Source organism: Mycobacterium sp. 852002-51152_SCH6134967 (assembly GCF_001667105.1).
Classification (GTDB): Bacteria; Actinomycetota; Actinomycetes; order Mycobacteriales; family Mycobacteriaceae; genus Mycobacterium; species Mycobacterium neumannii_A.
Genome location: NZ_LZIK01000012.1, coordinates 15426 through 31570, shown reverse-complemented (window position 1 = coordinate 31570; position 16145 = coordinate 15426). Strand labels below are relative to the sequence as shown.

General features: G+C 67.0%; 15 protein-coding genes. 9 read left to right on the top strand and 6 right to left on the bottom strand.

Translation table 11 applies throughout. The features are described from left to right. Positions 1-87 precede the first annotated feature (87 nt). Positions 88-1035: a DUF5995 family protein gene (locus tag A5790_RS02765; protein ID WP_156656284.1), complete on the top strand. Its 948-nt coding sequence runs from the start codon at positions 88-90 to the stop codon at positions 1033-1035. Here the strand turns inward: A5790_RS02765 and A5790_RS02760 are convergent. The 4 genes from A5790_RS02760 to A5790_RS02745 are packed head-to-tail and all read right to left on the bottom strand — an operon-like array spanning position 995 to position 7387. Further along, positions 995-2686: an FAD-dependent oxidoreductase gene (locus A5790_RS02760; protein WP_066841302.1), complete on the bottom strand. Its 1692-nt coding sequence runs from the start codon at positions 2684-2686 to the stop codon at positions 995-997. The genes A5790_RS02765 and A5790_RS02760 overlap by 41 nt on opposite strands. Then, positions 2683-5871 (bottom strand): adenylate/guanylate cyclase domain-containing protein, encoded by a 3189-nt coding sequence (locus tag A5790_RS02755; RefSeq protein ID WP_066841301.1) that lies wholly within the window; start codon positions 5869-5871, stop codon positions 2683-2685. Before A5790_RS02755 ends, A5790_RS02760 begins: the two co-directional genes overlap by 4 nt. Before the next feature lie 49 nt (positions 5872-5920). Continuing rightward, positions 5921-6823, bottom strand: a complete 903-nt coding sequence (locus tag A5790_RS02750; protein ID WP_066841300.1) for a hypothetical protein — start codon at positions 6821-6823, stop codon at positions 5921-5923. Positions 6824-6841: 18 nt separating this feature from the next. After that, positions 6842-7387 (bottom strand): B-4DMT family transporter, encoded by a 546-nt coding sequence (locus A5790_RS02745; protein ID WP_066841299.1) that lies wholly within the window; start codon positions 7385-7387, stop codon positions 6842-6844. Between the two features lie 33 nt (positions 7388-7420). On the opposite strand from A5790_RS02745, the gene A5790_RS02740 reads away from it, so the two are divergent. Genes A5790_RS02740 through A5790_RS02725 form a run of 4 tightly spaced genes read left to right on the top strand, consistent with a single transcriptional unit; the run spans position 7421 to position 10201 of the window. After that, a complete protein-coding gene (locus tag A5790_RS02740; protein WP_066841298.1) occupies positions 7421-8596 on the top strand; it encodes an aminopeptidase P family protein in 1176 nt (391 codons plus the stop codon). A 17-nt stretch (positions 8597-8613) separates the two neighbouring features. Next, a complete protein-coding gene (gene efp / locus A5790_RS02735; RefSeq protein ID WP_064395435.1) occupies positions 8614-9177 on the top strand; it encodes an elongation factor P in 564 nt (187 codons plus the stop codon). Beyond that, entirely contained in the window at positions 9170-9649 is a 480-nt protein-coding gene (nusB, locus tag A5790_RS02730) for a transcription antitermination factor NusB (protein ID WP_064395436.1), read from the top strand. The genes efp and nusB overlap by 8 nt, the downstream gene beginning before the upstream one ends. 3 nt (positions 9650-9652) lie before the next feature. Then, entirely contained in the window at positions 9653-10201 is a 549-nt protein-coding gene (locus tag A5790_RS02725) for a hypothetical protein (RefSeq protein WP_066841297.1), read from the top strand. A 10-nt stretch (positions 10202-10211) separates the two neighbouring features. Here the strand turns inward: A5790_RS02725 and A5790_RS02720 are convergent, their stop codons facing one another. Both A5790_RS02720 and A5790_RS02715 read right to left on the bottom strand, forming a co-directional pair. After that, positions 10212-11432, bottom strand: a complete 1221-nt coding sequence (locus tag A5790_RS02720) for an FAD-dependent monooxygenase (RefSeq protein WP_066841295.1) — start codon at positions 11430-11432, stop codon at positions 10212-10214. A 17-nt stretch (positions 11433-11449) separates the two neighbouring features. Beyond that, on the bottom strand, positions 11450-12652 hold the full coding sequence (locus A5790_RS02715; RefSeq protein ID WP_066841294.1) for a serine hydrolase: 1203 nt from the start codon (positions 12650-12652) through the stop codon (positions 11450-11452). Between the two features lie 144 nt (positions 12653-12796). On the opposite strand from A5790_RS02715, the gene pyrR reads away from it, so the two are divergent. The 4 genes from pyrR to A5790_RS02695 are packed head-to-tail and all read left to right on the top strand — an operon-like array spanning position 12797 to position 16141. After that, complete coding sequence (gene pyrR, locus A5790_RS02710) at positions 12797-13393, top strand: bifunctional pyr operon transcriptional regulator/uracil phosphoribosyltransferase PyrR (RefSeq protein WP_064417116.1); 597 nt, start codon at positions 12797-12799, stop codon at positions 13391-13393. After that, on the top strand, positions 13390-14340 hold the full coding sequence (locus A5790_RS02705; protein WP_064395441.1) for an aspartate carbamoyltransferase catalytic subunit: 951 nt from the start codon (positions 13390-13392) through the stop codon (positions 14338-14340). The genes pyrR and A5790_RS02705 overlap by 4 nt, the downstream gene beginning before the upstream one ends. Continuing rightward, entirely contained in the window at positions 14337-15641 is a 1305-nt protein-coding gene (locus tag A5790_RS02700; RefSeq protein ID WP_066841292.1) for a dihydroorotase, read from the top strand. Before A5790_RS02705 ends, A5790_RS02700 begins: the two co-directional genes overlap by 4 nt. Then, positions 15638-16141, top strand: a complete 504-nt coding sequence (locus tag A5790_RS02695) for a transporter (protein WP_066841513.1) — start codon at positions 15638-15640, stop codon at positions 16139-16141. Before A5790_RS02700 ends, A5790_RS02695 begins: the two co-directional genes overlap by 4 nt. Positions 16142-16145: the final 4 nt, after the last annotated feature.

The window sequence follows — 16145 nt, the reverse complement described above, 5'->3', positions numbered from 1 at the left end:
CATCACCAGGATCGAATGGTGCCATCGTGATGTCGTGCCTGCCGTTCCGCGGGCGGTTCGGCTCCTAGCGAAGGTGGTGCATCGGCAATGTCTCTACAGGATGAACCGGTGCCGGGCCCATCGGCGGTGCTCGGCCGGGAAACCCCTTCTCGGGGTGTCCCGTGGGAGCCCCTGCAACCGGCCACGAACATCGATGATGTGGTGCGCAATCTCGATCAGATCATCGGTTGGGCGGTCCGGCAGAAGAGCACCATCGGCTACTTCGCGGTGTTGTACAAGCGGTCGACCGTCGCCATTCGCGCCGCCCTCGACGAGGGCCTGTTCTACGACCGCCCGCTGATGGAGCAGTTCGATGCCGTGTTCGCGAAGCGCTACTTCGATGCGTTGAACGCCTACTTCTGCCCTGACGATTACGACGGGTTGACCCTTCCCTGGGAGGTGACATTCCTCCGTCAGGAGTTCGGACAGTCGACGATGCTGCAGCACATGGTGGCCGGACTGAACGCCCACATCAACTTCGATTTGGGCCTGGCCACCGCGGAGATGGTGCCGAACTCGATGGAAGCGTTCGAGCACGATTTCCAGCTCATCAACGCGCTGGTGTCCACGCAGATTCGTGGCATGCTTCGCGTCACCGAAGGGCTTTCACCCGCGGTGCGATGGATCCGCCGAGCCATACCGAACGAGATAGGGTTCGTCAGCAGGATATTGATCAAGTTCCGGAGATCGGGCTGGTTGTTCGCGATCTACCTGTCAATGAATCCCGACAAGGCGCGCGAAAAGGAAGTGAACCAGATGGCCTGGGCCGCAGCGCTCAGCGCCTGGTACCTCGATCCGCCCAGGTATTTCCAACTCATACCCCGCATCATCGCGGCAATCGCCACGCGCGAGAACCGAGATATCGCCGCCCACCTGGAGGCGCTGGACAAAGCGGCGATCGAACCCGACCCGCTGGACGAGCGCTACTTGGACCGTCGATACCGGACCAGGTCCCTTATCCGAAAAGGCGCAGCAGCCCGGCCAGTCCGCGGCTGAGCGGTCCCGCCGACGCAAGGCCCCCTTCTGTGTTGACGTTCACGGGTGGTCGGCCCAGCTTCCACAACACCCGGTCCGCCGCGCGTGCCGCTCCGAATATTCGCGGCTCCTGCAACGGCCAGACCGTGCACCGCGGCGCCGCCGAACCGATGGCGTCGAGAATCCCGTTGACCGCACGCCGCGCGGCCTCGTTCGCGCCTTCCATGGTGGCCAGATCCGTGAAGGTACGAACGAAGTCGGAGGCGAGAAAGAAGTTGGGAATCCGGGTGGCGGCCTCGGGACGGTTGGCCCACGAGCCGGCCGTGTTGATCAACAGCGGCTCCAGGTTGGTCGCCGGCGTCGGGTTCGGGAAGACGATGGCCGGATCGAGGAACCAGGTGAGCACATTCTGCTCGTCGAGGGATCCGTCATCGATGTGTGCGACCATTTGGGCCCACACCTCAGCACGTATCTCCTCCGGCGTGCACTCGGTTGCCACCTTCCCGTAAACCCTTCCCGGGCGCTGCCATTCGGAGATGTCGACCGAGAGGATGCCCTCCACACGGCCGTCCCCGCGCCGCTCGAGGTCGATGTCGGGCCAGAACTGCTTCTGGGAGATCGCGGTCAACGACCATTCGGAGTCGATGAATATGGCGTGGCCCGGTTCCAGCGGTACGTCACGGTCCAGGTAGAACATGATGCCGTTCATCCAGCGGGTGACCAGTTGCGGCAGCCTGCCGAGAATCGGGTCGGCCGCGCGCAGTTCTGGGGACACCAGCTTTTCGAGCTGTTCTTTGGGGATGGCGGAGACGTAATAGTCGGCAACGACGGGCTCCGCACCGGCTGTGGATTCGACGGTCACGCCGGTAACCCGGACTCCATCGCACTTGATCGCGGTGACCTTGGAGTCGATTCGCAGATCGGCGCCGAGATCGCGCAGATGCGCCGTCCAGGGGTCGATCCAGACCTCACTCGTCGGGCCGTCGAGCACGCGAGACATGCGGCCGTCAGCACGTACGATGTCGAACAGCAGCTGACACAGGATCAAACCTCCTGTGCGCGCGGATAACTCGCGTGCACGTGCCGCAACGAGCGTGCGCGTCATTCCGTCGGCGAGGAATTTCTGGAAGGCCGGGGACCGCTGCTCGGCGCCGACGAATTTCCACCAGCTCGTCTTCTCCCACTGGTCGTACCGGCGTTCGTCACATGAACTCATCAGTGTCAGCAGGCGTTCGAGGAACATGCCGAGTTCAGGCGGACTGATGCCGAGGCTGCTGCCGGCTTTGCGGATGAATGCGGCCGTGGCGGCGAAGTCGTCGAAAGACGACGGCTGCTCAGCGATGCCGACGAGCTCGGGGCGCCCGTCTGCCTGGGCCAAGAGTATCCGCGTCGTCGGCACGAGATGGTCGACGACGGTCTTCGATCCGTATGGGATGCGTGCCATCGTGTCGGGAATGTGCTTGTAGAAGCCGGGAAAGAACCGGAATCCGTGCTCGCCGGGCAGGTCGAGCCGGCCACCGGTACCCGATCCCCACACCGGGATCGAGCGTGCTTTTCCGCCGAACGCGTCGGGTCGGCCCTCGTAGACGGTGACCTCGAAGCCGCGCTCGGCGAGCTCGTGTGCTGCGGTGAGACCTGCGACCCCACCGCCCAGCACCGCGACGGACGTCATGCGAGTATCTGTTCAGCACGCGCGACTTCAGGCCACCGTGCATCGCCGGCAAAGCGGCACACGGCGTCAGCCAATTTCGGCCGGACTGCGTCGCCGTCGATATCGAAGGTGTCGAGCAGACAGCGCATTTCGAACAAGGGCGCGGCCTGACTGTGGGCGAGGTCGAGTGCGGCGGCCAGGGTGTCCCGGCGGGCTTGCAGGTCGGTCAGGGTGTGCGCGCGCACCCTGATCAACTCGGCGTCATTGAAGCGCATACCGGTGTCCTTTGCGTGGTGAAGCGACATGTCCAACCGCTCGCGCGCCTGGTCGTGTCTTCCGGCAGCGCACAACAGGCGGCCGATGACTCCGTCGTGGTAGGTGAGGTAGACGTTGAGCTGCATCATTCGCGAACCGTCGACGAACCGCGCGATTTTCTGCGCCCGCACTGTCAGCGTCTCGGGGTCGGCGCCGGCTCCGAGCGCGGCCAACCCTTTGACGGTGTTGTGCTGCGCCGCGGCGACCATGCGCCACAAATCGAGGCCGGATTCTTCTGTGAAGCGGCGCATCTCGACGGCGAGGACGGCGGCGTCCCCCAGTTGGCCGGCCTCCATTGCCACCCACACCTGCGTGAAATACGTGTGCGCACGATTGAATGCGTTCAGCGGGAATCCCAGGCTCTCGCAATGGCGTACCGACTCGGCCAGCTTCGCCCTGGCCCGATCGAGTTCGCCGTCGAGCACGTCCGTCATCGCCAGATACGTGAGCGCTCCGGAGATCGGATCGGTGTTGCCCCACCACGCGGTGTCCGGATCGCGGGGCTGGACGGCGGTGAGACTGTCGAGTGCCTGCTGCAGGTGCCCGCGCGCGGTCATGAAGTCACCCTCCAGCCAAGTGACAGAACCCAATGACGACTGGATCGCCGCGTGACTCCAGGGTCGATCCCGGGTGATCCGGCCGCCCATCGAGTCCAGCAGCGCGTGTGCCCGCCGCAGATCGGCGCGAGGAACGTAGTAGCTCAGCAGGGCGGTCAGTGTCGCGTAGAGTTCGTCGTCGTAGCCGCCGGAGGCGGTCATCTGCAGACACTGCTCGAAATCCGCGGGGCCCTCGCCGCTCATGCTGCCGTGTGCAGCCCCGATCAGGAACCCCCGTTCCAGCCGGATCGCGATCTCCGTCCCGTCGCGCCGGGGCCCCGGTTCGCAGCGGGCAAGCCGATCGAGCGCGTTGGTCAGGTATCCGTATGCCTCCATCGCGGCGCCGCGACGTCGGGCGTCGACACAGGCTTTCCGGTAGGCGGCGACCGCGTCGTCGAACCGCTCCGCCGCGTCGTAATGGCGTGCCACCACACGCCAATCGGGTTCGGCTCCGCCCGCGCCGTGCACCAGGGCGTGCGCGACGCGCGCATGCAGTTCCCGCTGCAAGCTGGGTGGTGCAAGTTCGAGGGCAAGCTCGCGCAACAATTCGTGGCGGAACTGCCAACGTTCGTCGCGGGTCGGCTCGAAAACTCGAGCCTGCACCAGTTGGTCCACGACGGGATCGATTTCGGCTTCGCTCGTACTCACCGATCGCAGTAGCGCGAGATCACCACTGCGCCCGATGACGGCCGCCGCCTCGACCACGGGCACGACGTCCCTACGAGTGTGCAGGCGGGCCAACAGCGGTTCATAGAGCGCCTCGGGCACCTGCTCGTCGCGCCCCGACCCGTTCAACCCCGCCACGACATGCTCGATGTAGAACGGGATCCCATCGCAGCGGTGGCGCACTGCGGCCCGCTGCGTATCGCTCACGGTGGGATTCAGGGTGTCGATCAGCGCGTCGGACTCCTTGTCGGAAAACGCTCTGAGCTCGAAATAGGTTATCGGCCAGTCGATTTCCAGCCACGGTCCGTCGCGTCCGGTCAGCACGACCATCAGCTCCCCGTCCGCTGAGCTGAGTATCGAGTTGAGTAGTTCTATCGTCGACGGGTCGAACCAGTGCACGTCCTCGGCGATGACGAGACCGGCGCGCCCGCCCAGGCACGCCGACACGTAGCGGTGCGCCGCCGCGCCGATCGACTCGTACAGTGTGCGGCCTTCCGCTGCGGCCGGGTGGTAGCCGTGTTCGGGTCCCACGCCCAGGATCGGCGCCAGGAGCGGCATCGTCGATCCTGGATCCAGGGCGCGAGCTTGTAGCTCCGCCTCGAGCAGGCGTAGCCGCTCCGCGCCGTCGGTGAATCTCGTGATCCCGCAACGGTGTTCCAACAGCCTGCGCACGGGGTACAGGCCAGTGTCGGCATGCAGAGGCGAACCCGAGAGCTCGACGACGGCTCCTCCCGTGTCCTCGGCGAGTTCGGCAGCCGCATGCGCCAGCCTCGTCTTACCGATGCCTGGCTCGCCGTGGAACGCCACGCCAGGACGGGTCGAGCGCCCTTGTCGAGTCTCCTGCCACGCCTGCTCCAGCCACGCACGTTCCTGCTCACGGCCGACCAGCGGCACCGCTCGCGATGAGAGCGCCTGTGACCGTTCCGCGAGCACGCGGTGATAGGAGACCGGTTCCTCCACGCCTTTCACGCGGGCCGGTGCACAGGCGGCGAGTTCGAATGCGTTACACACAAGCGCGGCAACCGCATCCGATACCGCCACCGAGCCCGGTTCGGCCAACGACTGAATTCGTTGCACGAGGTTGGCGGCAAACCCGTACACGTCGTCCTCGGCGGGATCGAGGTAGATCACCCCCCGATGGACGCCGACGCGCACGTTCAGCGCCAGGCCGAACCTGCGCTGTGTCCGCTCGCCGAGTCGGCTGACCGCCCGCGTGATGTCCAGTCCCGCGGTGACCGCACGCCGTGCGTCGTCCTCATGTGCCTTGGGATGACCGAACATCACCAGCAGGCCGTCGCCCTTGGTCGAGCTGATGTGGCCCTCGTAGTGGTTGACCAACCGGACCACTTCGTCGCGGTAGCGACCCACCAAGGCACGGTACGTCTCCGGCTCGACGCGGGTGGACAACACCGTCGAGTCGACCAGGTCGACGAACATCAAGGTCAGTCGACGGATTTCGCCGTGGTTCGTCGACGCGGCGAGAAGGTCTTCCGCGTCAGGGTTACCGTGGTCGACCAGCAGCACCTGACCGGCCAGGGCGGTAGCCGTCGCGCGGTCACCGCGGTTGATGGCGCGCACCGCCCGGTCCAGCAAGTCATCGATCCGCAGACCGCTTCCGCCAGGGCCCACCGGCTCCTCCTGCCCCAGAACGGGTCAAGAGTATCGCGCCGGGACCCCCTTACCGGGATAAACGACGAGCTTGGCGGTTCGCCGGGCCTCGGCCGATCCGCTGTCCGTCGGTGCTGGCCACCGAGTAGCAGATCGCCGTCGAGATCACCGTCGGCAGCACCAGCGTGAGCACCAGCACGCAGATGACGATCATGGGGTTCGGCGCCGTGAGCCAGGCCTCGGGGATGCGGGCCAGGCTGACCGCGAGCCAGGACCCGATGATCGCCAGCACCACGGTGCCGATGGTGGCGAACTTGATCGACCGAAGCTCGAGGAGCGTCGGTTCGGCGGTGTCGGCCAACGACTTCCGCAACGTCCGGGTGCGCAGGTACACCAGCACGAAGTCGGCGATGACGAATGCCGCGGCCGCGACGACGATGGTGCCCTCGACCCACACCGCGGGCCGGTGCCCCCACATGAAGCGCAGGTAGTCGATCGAGGTCTCGGACACGATCAGCGTCGCCGTCATCGCGGCCGCGAATGTCAGCCAACCGCCGAGCTCGGCAAGGAAGCAGTACGCGCGCACGTCGGCGGGGTCCTGGTCGCTCACCTTGTTGACGGCGTGGCTGGCCAGCATCCAGCCGAGCCCGCCGAACAACGCCGCCGCCCCCGCGGCCAGCATCCCGGTCGACACCGCACCCTGAGTCCAGGCGATCGCGCAGGTGGCCCGGCGCGCTCCGTCGGGCACCTGGGTTCCGGTGATCAAGCTGAAAAGGAAGCTGTCGAGCATCAGGACTAGGACGGCCGAGGAGAACAGCGCAAGGGTGTGCACGCCTTCGCGGCTGTTCTTGTCGAACAGCAGGGCGATCGCGGTGATCAGGAAGCCGCCGAGGACCCCGGCCAGTTGGGAGTTCGACGACGCGGACGACAGCACGCTCCATTGGTCGGACGTGCAGAACTCGTCCGGGTTCACGGAGCGCTGGGCCTACAGCTAGACCCGGTCGTCTCGGGGCGCGCTCTGGGTGGTCTCGTCGGTACCCGGTTGGCTGACGGCGGCGAAAACGTCGGTGTCCGCGCGGTCGTCCTCACCGGCGCGGTGCAGGTGCGGGGTCTGGTCGGCCTTGCGGTCGACGAGCCAGCGGCCGAGGGCCACCCCGGCGAGCGCCATCAGGAACACCAGCAGCGCGGTGAACGCCGCGAAGGTGGTGAGCTCATTGACGAGCGCCTCGACGTAGAGCGCCTTGTAGAACAGCGAGATGAACCAGGCCACCGCACCGCTGACGATCCCGGCGAACAGGCCGGCCAGCAGCCAGATCATCGCCAGGTCTCCGCGGCGGTCCGGGTCCGGGTTGGCGCGGGCGTCGGCGCGGCCGTCGACGAACCCCCAGATGAACACCGCAACGGCGAACAGAACGACCAGCACGACGCTGATCAATCCGGCCTTGGTTTCCCACGCGTTGATCAGCGCGCCCTGCAGCAATCGCACGATCACCATCAGGGTCGCGAACACCAGTCCGCGCAGCAACCACTTACTCATGGGGCCTCACCTTAGCGAGTAGCGTCATCGACCGTGACTATTTCACAGCGCCGGGACCGGCTGCGCGAGCGGCTGGCCAAATCCGAAATCGATGCCATGTTGGTATCGGACCTGGTCAACGTGCGCTATCTGAGCGGGTTCACCGGCTCCAACGCCGCCCTGCTGATCAAGGCGGACGACGAAACGCCGGTGCTGGCAACCGACGGGCGCTATCGCACGCAGGCAGGGCAGCAGGCGCCCGACGCCGAGATCGTCATCGAGCGGGCGTGCGGACCGCATCTGGCGGGTCGTGCCGCCGCCGACGGCGTGCGCCGGCTCGGCTTCGAGAGCCATGTGGTGACCGTCGATGCTTTTTCAGTTCTGGAGAAGGCCGCCGGCGAGCGGACCGAACTGGTGCGCGCGGCCGGGACCGTCGAAGCGCTGCGCGAAGTCAAGGACGCCGGCGAGGTCGCGTTGCTGCGGCTGGCGTGCGAGGCCGCCGACGCGGCACTGCGGGATCTGGTCGACCGGGGTGGGCTGCGGGCCGGGCGCAGTGAGAAGGAGGTCGCCCGCGAACTGGAGTGGCTAATGCTCGAACACGGCGCGGACGGACCGTCGTTCGAGACGATCGTGGCGGCCGGACCGAACTCGGCGATTCCGCATCACCGGCCCACCGATGCCGTGCTGGCGGCCGGCGATTTCGTCAAGATCGATTTCGGTGCCTTGGTGAGCGGCTACCACTCGGACATGACCAGGACCTTCGTGCTCGCGCCGATCGCAGACTGGCAACACGAGATCTATGCGTTGGTCTCGGCCGCGCAGAAGGCGGGCCGGGAGGCGCTGGCGCCCGGAGTCGCGTGCAAGGACGTCGACGCGGCATCGCGGCAGGTCATCGCCGACGCCGGCTACGTCGAGAACTTCACCCACGGCCTCGGCCACGGCGTGGGGCTGCAGATCCACGAAGCGCCAGGAATCAGCGGGGCGTCCGTCGGTACACTGCTTGCTGGCTCCGCGGTGACCGTGGAGCCCGGTGTCTATCTGCCCGACCGTGGCGGTGTCCGCATCGAGGACACGCTCGTCGTCGGGGACGGCGCTTCGGAGCCGGGTAGCCGGCGACATCAGACCGTGGAGCCGGGTAGCCGGCGACATCAGACCGTGGAGCCGGGTAGCCGGCGACATCAGACAGCAGACTTGCTCACCCGGTTCCCTAAGGAACTGGCCATCCTCTGACAAGGAGTACTACCAACGTGGCAACGACCGCCGACTTCAAGAACGGGCTCGTCCTGGTGATCGATGGCCAACTCTGGCAGATCATCGAGTTCCAGCACGTCAAACCGGGCAAGGGACCGGCCTTCGTGCGCACCAAGCTCAAGAATGTCGTCTCGGGCAAGACCGTGGACAAGACCTACAACGCCGGGGTGAAGGTCGAGACCGCGACGGTCGACCGGCGCGACGCGACCTACCTGTACCGCGACGGTTCGGATTTCGTGTTCATGGATTCCGAGGACTACGAGCAGCATCCGCTGCCCGAGTCGCTCGTCGGCCGCGCGGCCGGGTTCCTGCTGGAGAGCATGCCGGTGCAGATCGCCTTCCATGACGGCAATCCGCTCTACCTCGAGTTGCCCGTGACCGTCGAACTCGAGGTGACCCACACCGAGCCGGGCCTGCAGGGTGACCGCTCCAGCGCGGGCACCAAACCCGCGACCGTCGAGACCGGTGCCGAGATCCAGGTGCCGCTGTTCATCAACACCGGCGACAAGCTGAAGATCGATTCGCGCGACGGCAGCTACCTGGGTCGGGTGAATGCCTGACCGGAAAGGCGATCGGGGCAGGCATCAGGCACGCAAGCGCGCCGTCGACCTGCTCTTCGAAGCCGAAGCGCGCGGGCTCACCTCAGCCGAGGTCGCCGATGCACGAAATGCGTTGGCCGAGAACCAGTCCGACGTATCTCCGCTCAACCCCTACACGGTGACGGTGGCCCGTGGTGTGACGGAGCACGCCGCACACATCGACGATCTGATCGCCTCCCATCTGCAGGGCTGGACGCTCGAGCGGCTGCCCGCCGTCGATCGCGCGATCCTGCGGGTCGCGGTGTGGGAACTGCTGCACGCCGAGGACGTCCCCGAACCGGTGGCCGTCGACGAGGCGGTCGAACTCGCCAAACAGTTATCCACCGACGACTCACCGGGTTTCGTCAACGGAGTGCTGGGTCAGGTGATGCTCGTGACGCCACAGATTCGTGCCGCCGCTGCGGCCGTGCGGGGAGAGGGGAGCGGCGGATAGGCGATGCCCACACCGCAGGACTGGGCGCCGTACTCCAGCGTCGACGAAGCGGCCAGGGTGTATCTACGCGATCCCGAACTCGCGCTCGACCAACTGCGGTCGGTGGTGGACCTGCCGATCATCAAGTCGTTCATCATGTCGCGCGGCTACATCGACGAGCCGTGGGGCGAGGAGGACCAATCCCTCTGGCAGGAGGTCGTCCTCACCGACGGGCACCGGCTGATCATGTGGCGCGGCGACGACGAGATGTCGTCGACCGACCGCGACCGTCGCGTGCTCAACGCCTCGGTGCGCACGATCCTGTTGTCGACGATCACCGATCACGTGCTGACTACCGAGTACGAGGTGCTTGACGACGGCACCCGGCGCCTGTCGGAGGTCAGGTTGCGGATGTACACCCAACTGATCACCCGCGCACAACAGAAGTCCGCCATCGAATCCGACGTCTACTGCGAGTCGTTCCGCTACTACAAGTCCGTCGACAACGGCGGGCTCGCGCAGATGCAGCGGCTGCTGCAGTTCGGGCGCGTCCTCTCGCGCAGCATGCAGTAGCGCGTGGAGTTCAGTTGCCCACCATGGCCGGATAGTCCGGCAACGCGATCGAATCGGCCGTCGTGAACCACAGCCGTGCGGCCACCGGTCGAAACGGCCAGCGCTGCATCCACTTCATCACCGCCGCGTTGACCGCAATGTCGGACTCCTTCATCGGTGCGTACCGGTCGATGGTGTTGTTCAACTTCTGGCAGGTGTCGACGTACGGGCGCATCCGCGACTCGTACCGCGCCAGCGCCTCGGCGATGCCGTCGGCCTCGAACGACTTCGCCGGGCCCAGTTCACCCGCGAGGAGATAGGCGCCGACGAGCGCGAGGCTCGTGCCCATACCCGACAGCGGCGATGCGCAGTATCCGGCATCGCCGACCAGGGTGACGCGTCCCGTCGACCAGGACGGCATGTGGATCTGGGCGAAGGAATCGAAGTAGAAGTCGTCGGCTTGGTCGGCGGCGGCCAGCAGCGCGTCGCACTCCCACCCGGCGCCTGCGAACCGCTCGGCGAGGATCCGGCGCTGTTGGTCGGGGTCGTGCCGGTCGTACTCAATCGGCTCAGACCGAAAAGCCAGGCCGGCCTTGGCGATTGCGGGATCGTGGGAGGGCCGCATCGAGGCGTTGAGGCCGCCGGGGGCCTGGTAGAGCAGATACCAGCCGTCGAGTCCGACGCTGTCGGGCGCGGAGAACCACGCGTTGTATCCGCCGATCGGCTTGACGAACTGTTCCTCGGGGCCGAAGGCCAGGCGGCGCACCGCCGAATGCGGACCGTCGGCGCCGACGACGAGGTCGGCGTGCAGCACGGTGCCGCCGGCCAGTGTCGCCTCGATTCCCGCGTCGACTTCGCGAAGTTCCGAGACCCGTTGTCCGAAACGGTATTCGACGGAGTCGCGGGTGGCCTGGTAGAGCACGTCCACCAGATCGCCGCGCAGGATCTCCAACTTCGACACCAGACCGTTGCCGTCGAACGCGGTCACCGGCATCTCGGCACGTCTGCTGCCGTCGGAACGCACCCAGGCCGCACCGCGCTGTTCGAGTGCGCGGGCCCGCATCTGGTCGATCAGCCCCATCCGCTCGACGACGTCGCCGCCCGCGCCGCGCAGATCGACCGTCTGGCCGCCGGGCCGCACGCCCGGTGCGATCTCCACGACGACAACGCGATATCCGTTGCGGGTCAACCAGAACGCCAACGACGGCCCGGCGATCCCGGCACCACTGATCAGGACGGTCGGCTGGGTCATGCCGCCAGACTAAACGCTCAGATGTCGAGTGCCTGGTAGGTCCGGCGGACGAATTTCGGCTGAGCGCTCTGCAGCTTGGCCAGCGATGTGTTGCCCGCGATCGCGGCCATGTCGACGTTGAGATCGGGCAGGTTCTGGACCAGGTAGATCAGGATCAGATCGGCCGACGGGTCGGCCTGCCACCATGTGCCGTACGCACCGGGCCAACTGAATGTGCCGAGTCCGCCGGGGCCGAACAACGGACGGGATTTCGCCGGATCGGTCACCACCGACAGGTTCAGCCCGAACCCGCGGCCCACCCAGAACGGGGCGCCGAGGAAATCCTGGCGCTTCTGCTCGTCGGTCAGGCGGTCGGTGCGCATCAGCCGCACGGATTCCTCTGACAGCACCCGGACACCGTCCAGCGTCCCACCGGCCAACAGCATCTGCGCAAAGCGCAAGTAGTCATCGACCGTCGACCACAATCCGGCACCGCCGGTGCAGAACGGCGGATCGGTGATCGGTGCGGGTCCCATCACGTCGTGCTGCAGGGTGTTGTTCTGGTCGAGCTTGTACATCGTCGCGGCGCGGTGTCGTCGCGACGTGCCCACCGAGAACCCGGTGTCGGGCATCTGTAAGGGTTCGAAGATCCGTTCGCGCAAGATGTCGGCCAACGGCTTGTTCTCGATTCGCGATATCGCGATCCCAAGCACGTCGGTGGCGTGGCTGTAGGTGAGCCGGTCGCCGGGCTGGTGCGCCAGCGGTAGGGCGGCCAGCTCGGCCAGCCAGCGGTCCTGATCCTGGCGGAACGACATCCGGCCGTAGGCGCGGCTCAACGGACCCAACACCGAGAAGGCATAGGCCAGGCCGCTGCGGTGGGTCATCAGGTCGTCGAACGTGATGAGACGCCGGGCAGGCGTGGTCTTGTCGAGCTCACCCCGCGGGTCGACGAGCACCTGCATGTCGGCGAGTTCGGGCACCCACGTGGCGATCGGGTCGGTGAGCGCGAAGCGGCCCTCCTCGAGAAGGCTCATCGCGGCCGCGACCGTCACCGGCTTGGTCATCGAGGCGATGCGGAAGATCGTGTCGCGCTGCATCGGCAGCCCGGCGTCGACGTCGCGGTGCCCCAACTCGTTGACCTGAACCACTTCACCGGCGTGCCACACGAGGGTCACCGCCCCGGCGAGGAGCCCGGCGTCGATCGCCTCGCGGATGGACGCGTGGTTGCCGTCGAGTTTCATCGCGGCAAGCCTACTGACACGGTGGTGTGGGCAGTCGCCTTCGTGGCGCGAACGGACCGCCGTCGTCCGGGTGCTAAGCTTCCCCGCAGTTTCGACGTCCTTTAAGGAGCCGTCCAGAGAGGCGGAGAAGGAGGTCAGAGTCGCTTGGGCGCGCATGAAGGCTCGTCGGGCACCGACCGGGAGCTGATGTCCGCAGCGGACGTCGGCCGCACCATTTCCCGTATCGCCCATCAGATCATCGAGAAGACCGCACTCGACGGTTCCCCCGATGACGCCACGGCTCCCCGCGTCGTCCTGCTTGGCATCCCGACCCGGGGCGTGACGTTGGCCACCCGACTCGCCGAGAAAATCAAGGAGTTCTCCGGCGTCGTCGTGCCGCACGGCGCGTTGGACAACACGCTGTACCGCGACGACCTCGACTTCAAGCCGCCCCGAGCCCTGGAGGAGACCTCGATACCCGAGGGCGGTGTCGATCAGTCGCTCGTCATCCTCGTCGACGACGTGCTCTACACCGGCCGCTCGGTGCGCGCGGCCCTGGACGCGCTGCGTGACATCGGCAGACCGAAGGCGGTGCAGCTGGCGGTCCTCGTCGACCGCGGCCACCGAGAGCTGCCGCTGCGTGCCGACTACGTGGGCAAAAACGTGCCCACGTCCCGAAGCGAGAACGTCAAGGTCCGGTTGGCCGAAGACGATGGCCACGACCGTGTGTCCATCGCGCCGTACGGAGGTCCGATCAGGTGAAACATCTGCTCTCGGCGGCGGATCTGTCGCGCGACGACGCGCTAGCGATCCTCGACAACGCCGACCGTTTCAGCCAGGCCCTGCTCGGCCGCGAGGTCAAGAAGCTGCCCACCCTGCGTGGGCGCACGATCATCACGATGTTCTACGAGAACTCGACCCGCACCCGGGTCTCCTTCGAGGTCGCGGGCAAGTGGATGAGCGCCGACGTGATCAACGTCAGCGCCTCGGGGTCGTCGGTGTCCAAGGGGGAGTCGCTGCGCGACACCGCGTTGACGCTGCGCGCCGCCGGAGCCGACGCGCTGATCCTGCGCCACCCCGCCTCGGGAGCGCCGCAGCAACTCGCGGAGTGGACGGCCACCGAGGACGGGCACGGTCCTGCGGTCATCAACGCCGGCGACGGCACCCACGAGCACCCCACCCAGGCGCTGCTCGACGCGTTGACCATCCGCCAGCGCCTCGGCGACATCGAGGGCAAGCGGGTGGTCATCGTCGGCGATGTCCTGCACAGCCGGGTGGCCCGCTCGAATGTGCTTCTGCTGCACACCCTCGGCGCGGAGGTGGTGTTGGTCGCGCCGCCGACGCTGCTGCCGGTCGGGGTCGCCGGTTGGCCGGTGACCGTCTCGCACGACCTCGACGCCGAACTGCCGCTGGCCGACGCGGTGCTGATGTTGAGGGTGCAGGCCGAGCGCATGAACGGCGGATTCTTCCCGTCGGCCAGGGAGTACTCGGTTCTCTACGGCTTGTCCGAGAAGCGCCAGGCGCTGCTTTCGGGTAATGCGGTGGTGCTGCACCCGGGGCCGATGGTCCGCGGTATGGAGATCGCGTTCTCCGTCGCCGACTCGTCGCAATCGGCTGTGCTGCAACAAGTTTCTAACGGCGTGCATATCCGGATGGCGGTGCTGTTCCACCTGTTGGTGGGTGCCGAGAAAGAGGCGATCAGCGTATGAGCGTGCTGATACGAGGGGTCCGGCTCTACGGCGAGGGCGACCGCGTCGACGTGTTCGTGGATGACGGGCAGATCGCCGACATCGGCGCGGACCTGGCGGAGTCCGGCGGCCTCGAGAAGGCCTCCGAGGTCATCGACGCCACCGACCGGGTGCTGCTCCCCGGTTTCGTCGACCTGCACACCCACCTGCGCGAGCCCGGCCGCGAGTACGCCGAGGACATCGAAACCGGCTCGGCCGCAGCGGCTCTGGGCGGGTACACCGCGGTGTTCGCCATGGCCAACACCACCCCCGTCGCCGACAGCCCCGTGGTGACCGACCATGTCTGGCAGCGAGGTCAGCAGGTGGGTCTGGTCGACGTGCACCCCGTCGGCGCGGTCACCGTCGGCCTGGCGGGTGCCCAGCTCACCGAGATGGGGATGATGGCAGGCGGTGCCGCGCAGGTGCGGATGTTTTCCGACGACGGCATCTGCGTGCACGATCCGCTGATCATGCGCCGCGCGCTCGAATACGCCACCGGGCTCGGCGTGTTGATCGCCCAGCACGCCGAGGAGCCCCGGCTCACGCTCGGCGCCGTTGCCCACGAAGGTCCCAACGCCGCGCGGCTGGGCCTCGCCGGGTGGCCGCGCGCGGCCGAGGAGTCGATCGTCGCGCGCGATGCGCTGCTGGCACGCGACGCCGGTGCGCCGGTCCACATCTGCCATGCGTCCACCTCGGGCACGGTCGAGATCGTGCGATGGGCGAAATCACAGGGGATCTCGATCACAGCGGAGGTGACCCCACACCACCTGCTGCTCGACGACGAGCGGCTGGCCACCTACGACGGGCGCTACCGGGTCAACCCGCCGCTGCGTGAGGCCTCGGACGCGCGGGCGCTGCGCCAGGCGCTGGCGGACGGGATCATCGACTGTGTGGCCACCGATCACGCCCCGCACGCCGAGCACGAGAAGTGCTGCGAGTTCTCCGTCGCCCGCCCCGGCATGCTCGGATTGCAGACCGCGCTGTCGGTGGTGGTCGAGACGATGGTGCGCCCGGGGCTGCTGAGCTGGCGGGACGTCGCGCGGGTGATGAGCGAGCGGCCCGCCGAAATAGTCGGGCTGCCCGATCAGGGAAGGCCACTGGAGATCGGCGAGCCGGCCAACCTGACGGTGGTCGACCCGGACTCGACGTGGACGGTCGAGGGTTCCGCGCTGGCCAGCCGCTCGGCCAACACCCCCTATGAGGCGCTCGAACTGCCCGGGGCAGTGACGCTGACGTTGTTGCGCGGCAAGGTGACTGCGCGCGATGGGAAGTGTCCGGCATGAATACCGCCACGCTCGTCGGATCGCTGATCATGGCCGCCGTCGTGGCCGTGCTCATCGCGGTGCTGATCCAGGCGATGATCCGGGGATGGCGCCGCCGCGCCGAACGTCAGGCCGAACTGATCGGCACACTGCCCGCGCTTCCCGACACGGTCGGGCCCGCGATCGTGTCCGCCACCAAGGGCCTGTACGTCGGCAGCACGCTGGCCCCCCATTGGAACGACCGAATCGTGGTCGGCGACCTGGGCTTCCGCGCCAAGGCCGTGCTGACCCGCTACCCCGAAGGAATCATGTTGCAGCGCAGCGGTGCCCTGCCGATCTGGATCCCCGACGAGGCGATCATCGAAATCCGCACCGAGCGGGGGATCGCGGGCAAGGCGATGACGCACGAAGGCATTCTGGCGATCCGGTGGCGACTGCCGTCGGGCACCGAAATCGATACGGGGTTCCGCGCCAATGACCGCCGCGAGTACTCGCACTGGGTGGAACAGGAGGCGGTGTGAGAGG

What these genes read in the sequence shown, in the direction of transcription:
- A5790_RS02765 (WP_156656284.1), top strand. Translation starts at nt 88, where the DNA reads ATGTCTCTACAGGATGAACCGGTGCCGGGCCCATCGGCGGTGCTCGGC.
- A5790_RS02760 (WP_066841302.1), bottom strand. Translation starts at nt 2,686, where the DNA reads ATGACGTCCGTCGCGGTGCTGGGCGGTGGGGTCGCAGGTCTCACCGCA.
- A5790_RS02745 (WP_066841299.1), bottom strand. Translation starts at nt 7,387, where the DNA reads ATGAGTAAGTGGTTGCTGCGCGGACTGGTGTTCGCGACCCTGATGGTG.
- nusB (WP_064395436.1), top strand. Translation starts at nt 9,170, where the DNA reads ATGCCTGACCGGAAAGGCGATCGGGGCAGGCATCAGGCACGCAAGCGC.
- A5790_RS02725 (WP_066841297.1), top strand. Translation starts at nt 9,653, where the DNA reads ATGCCCACACCGCAGGACTGGGCGCCGTACTCCAGCGTCGACGAAGCG.
- A5790_RS02720 (WP_066841295.1), bottom strand. Translation starts at nt 11,432, where the DNA reads ATGACCCAGCCGACCGTCCTGATCAGTGGTGCCGGGATCGCCGGGCCG.
- A5790_RS02715 (WP_066841294.1), bottom strand. Translation starts at nt 12,652, where the DNA reads ATGAAACTCGACGGCAACCACGCGTCCATCCGCGAGGCGATCGACGCC.
- A5790_RS02700 (WP_066841292.1), top strand. Translation starts at nt 14,337, where the DNA reads ATGAGCGTGCTGATACGAGGGGTCCGGCTCTACGGCGAGGGCGACCGC.
- A5790_RS02695 (WP_066841513.1), top strand. Translation starts at nt 15,638, where the DNA reads ATGAATACCGCCACGCTCGTCGGATCGCTGATCATGGCCGCCGTCGTG.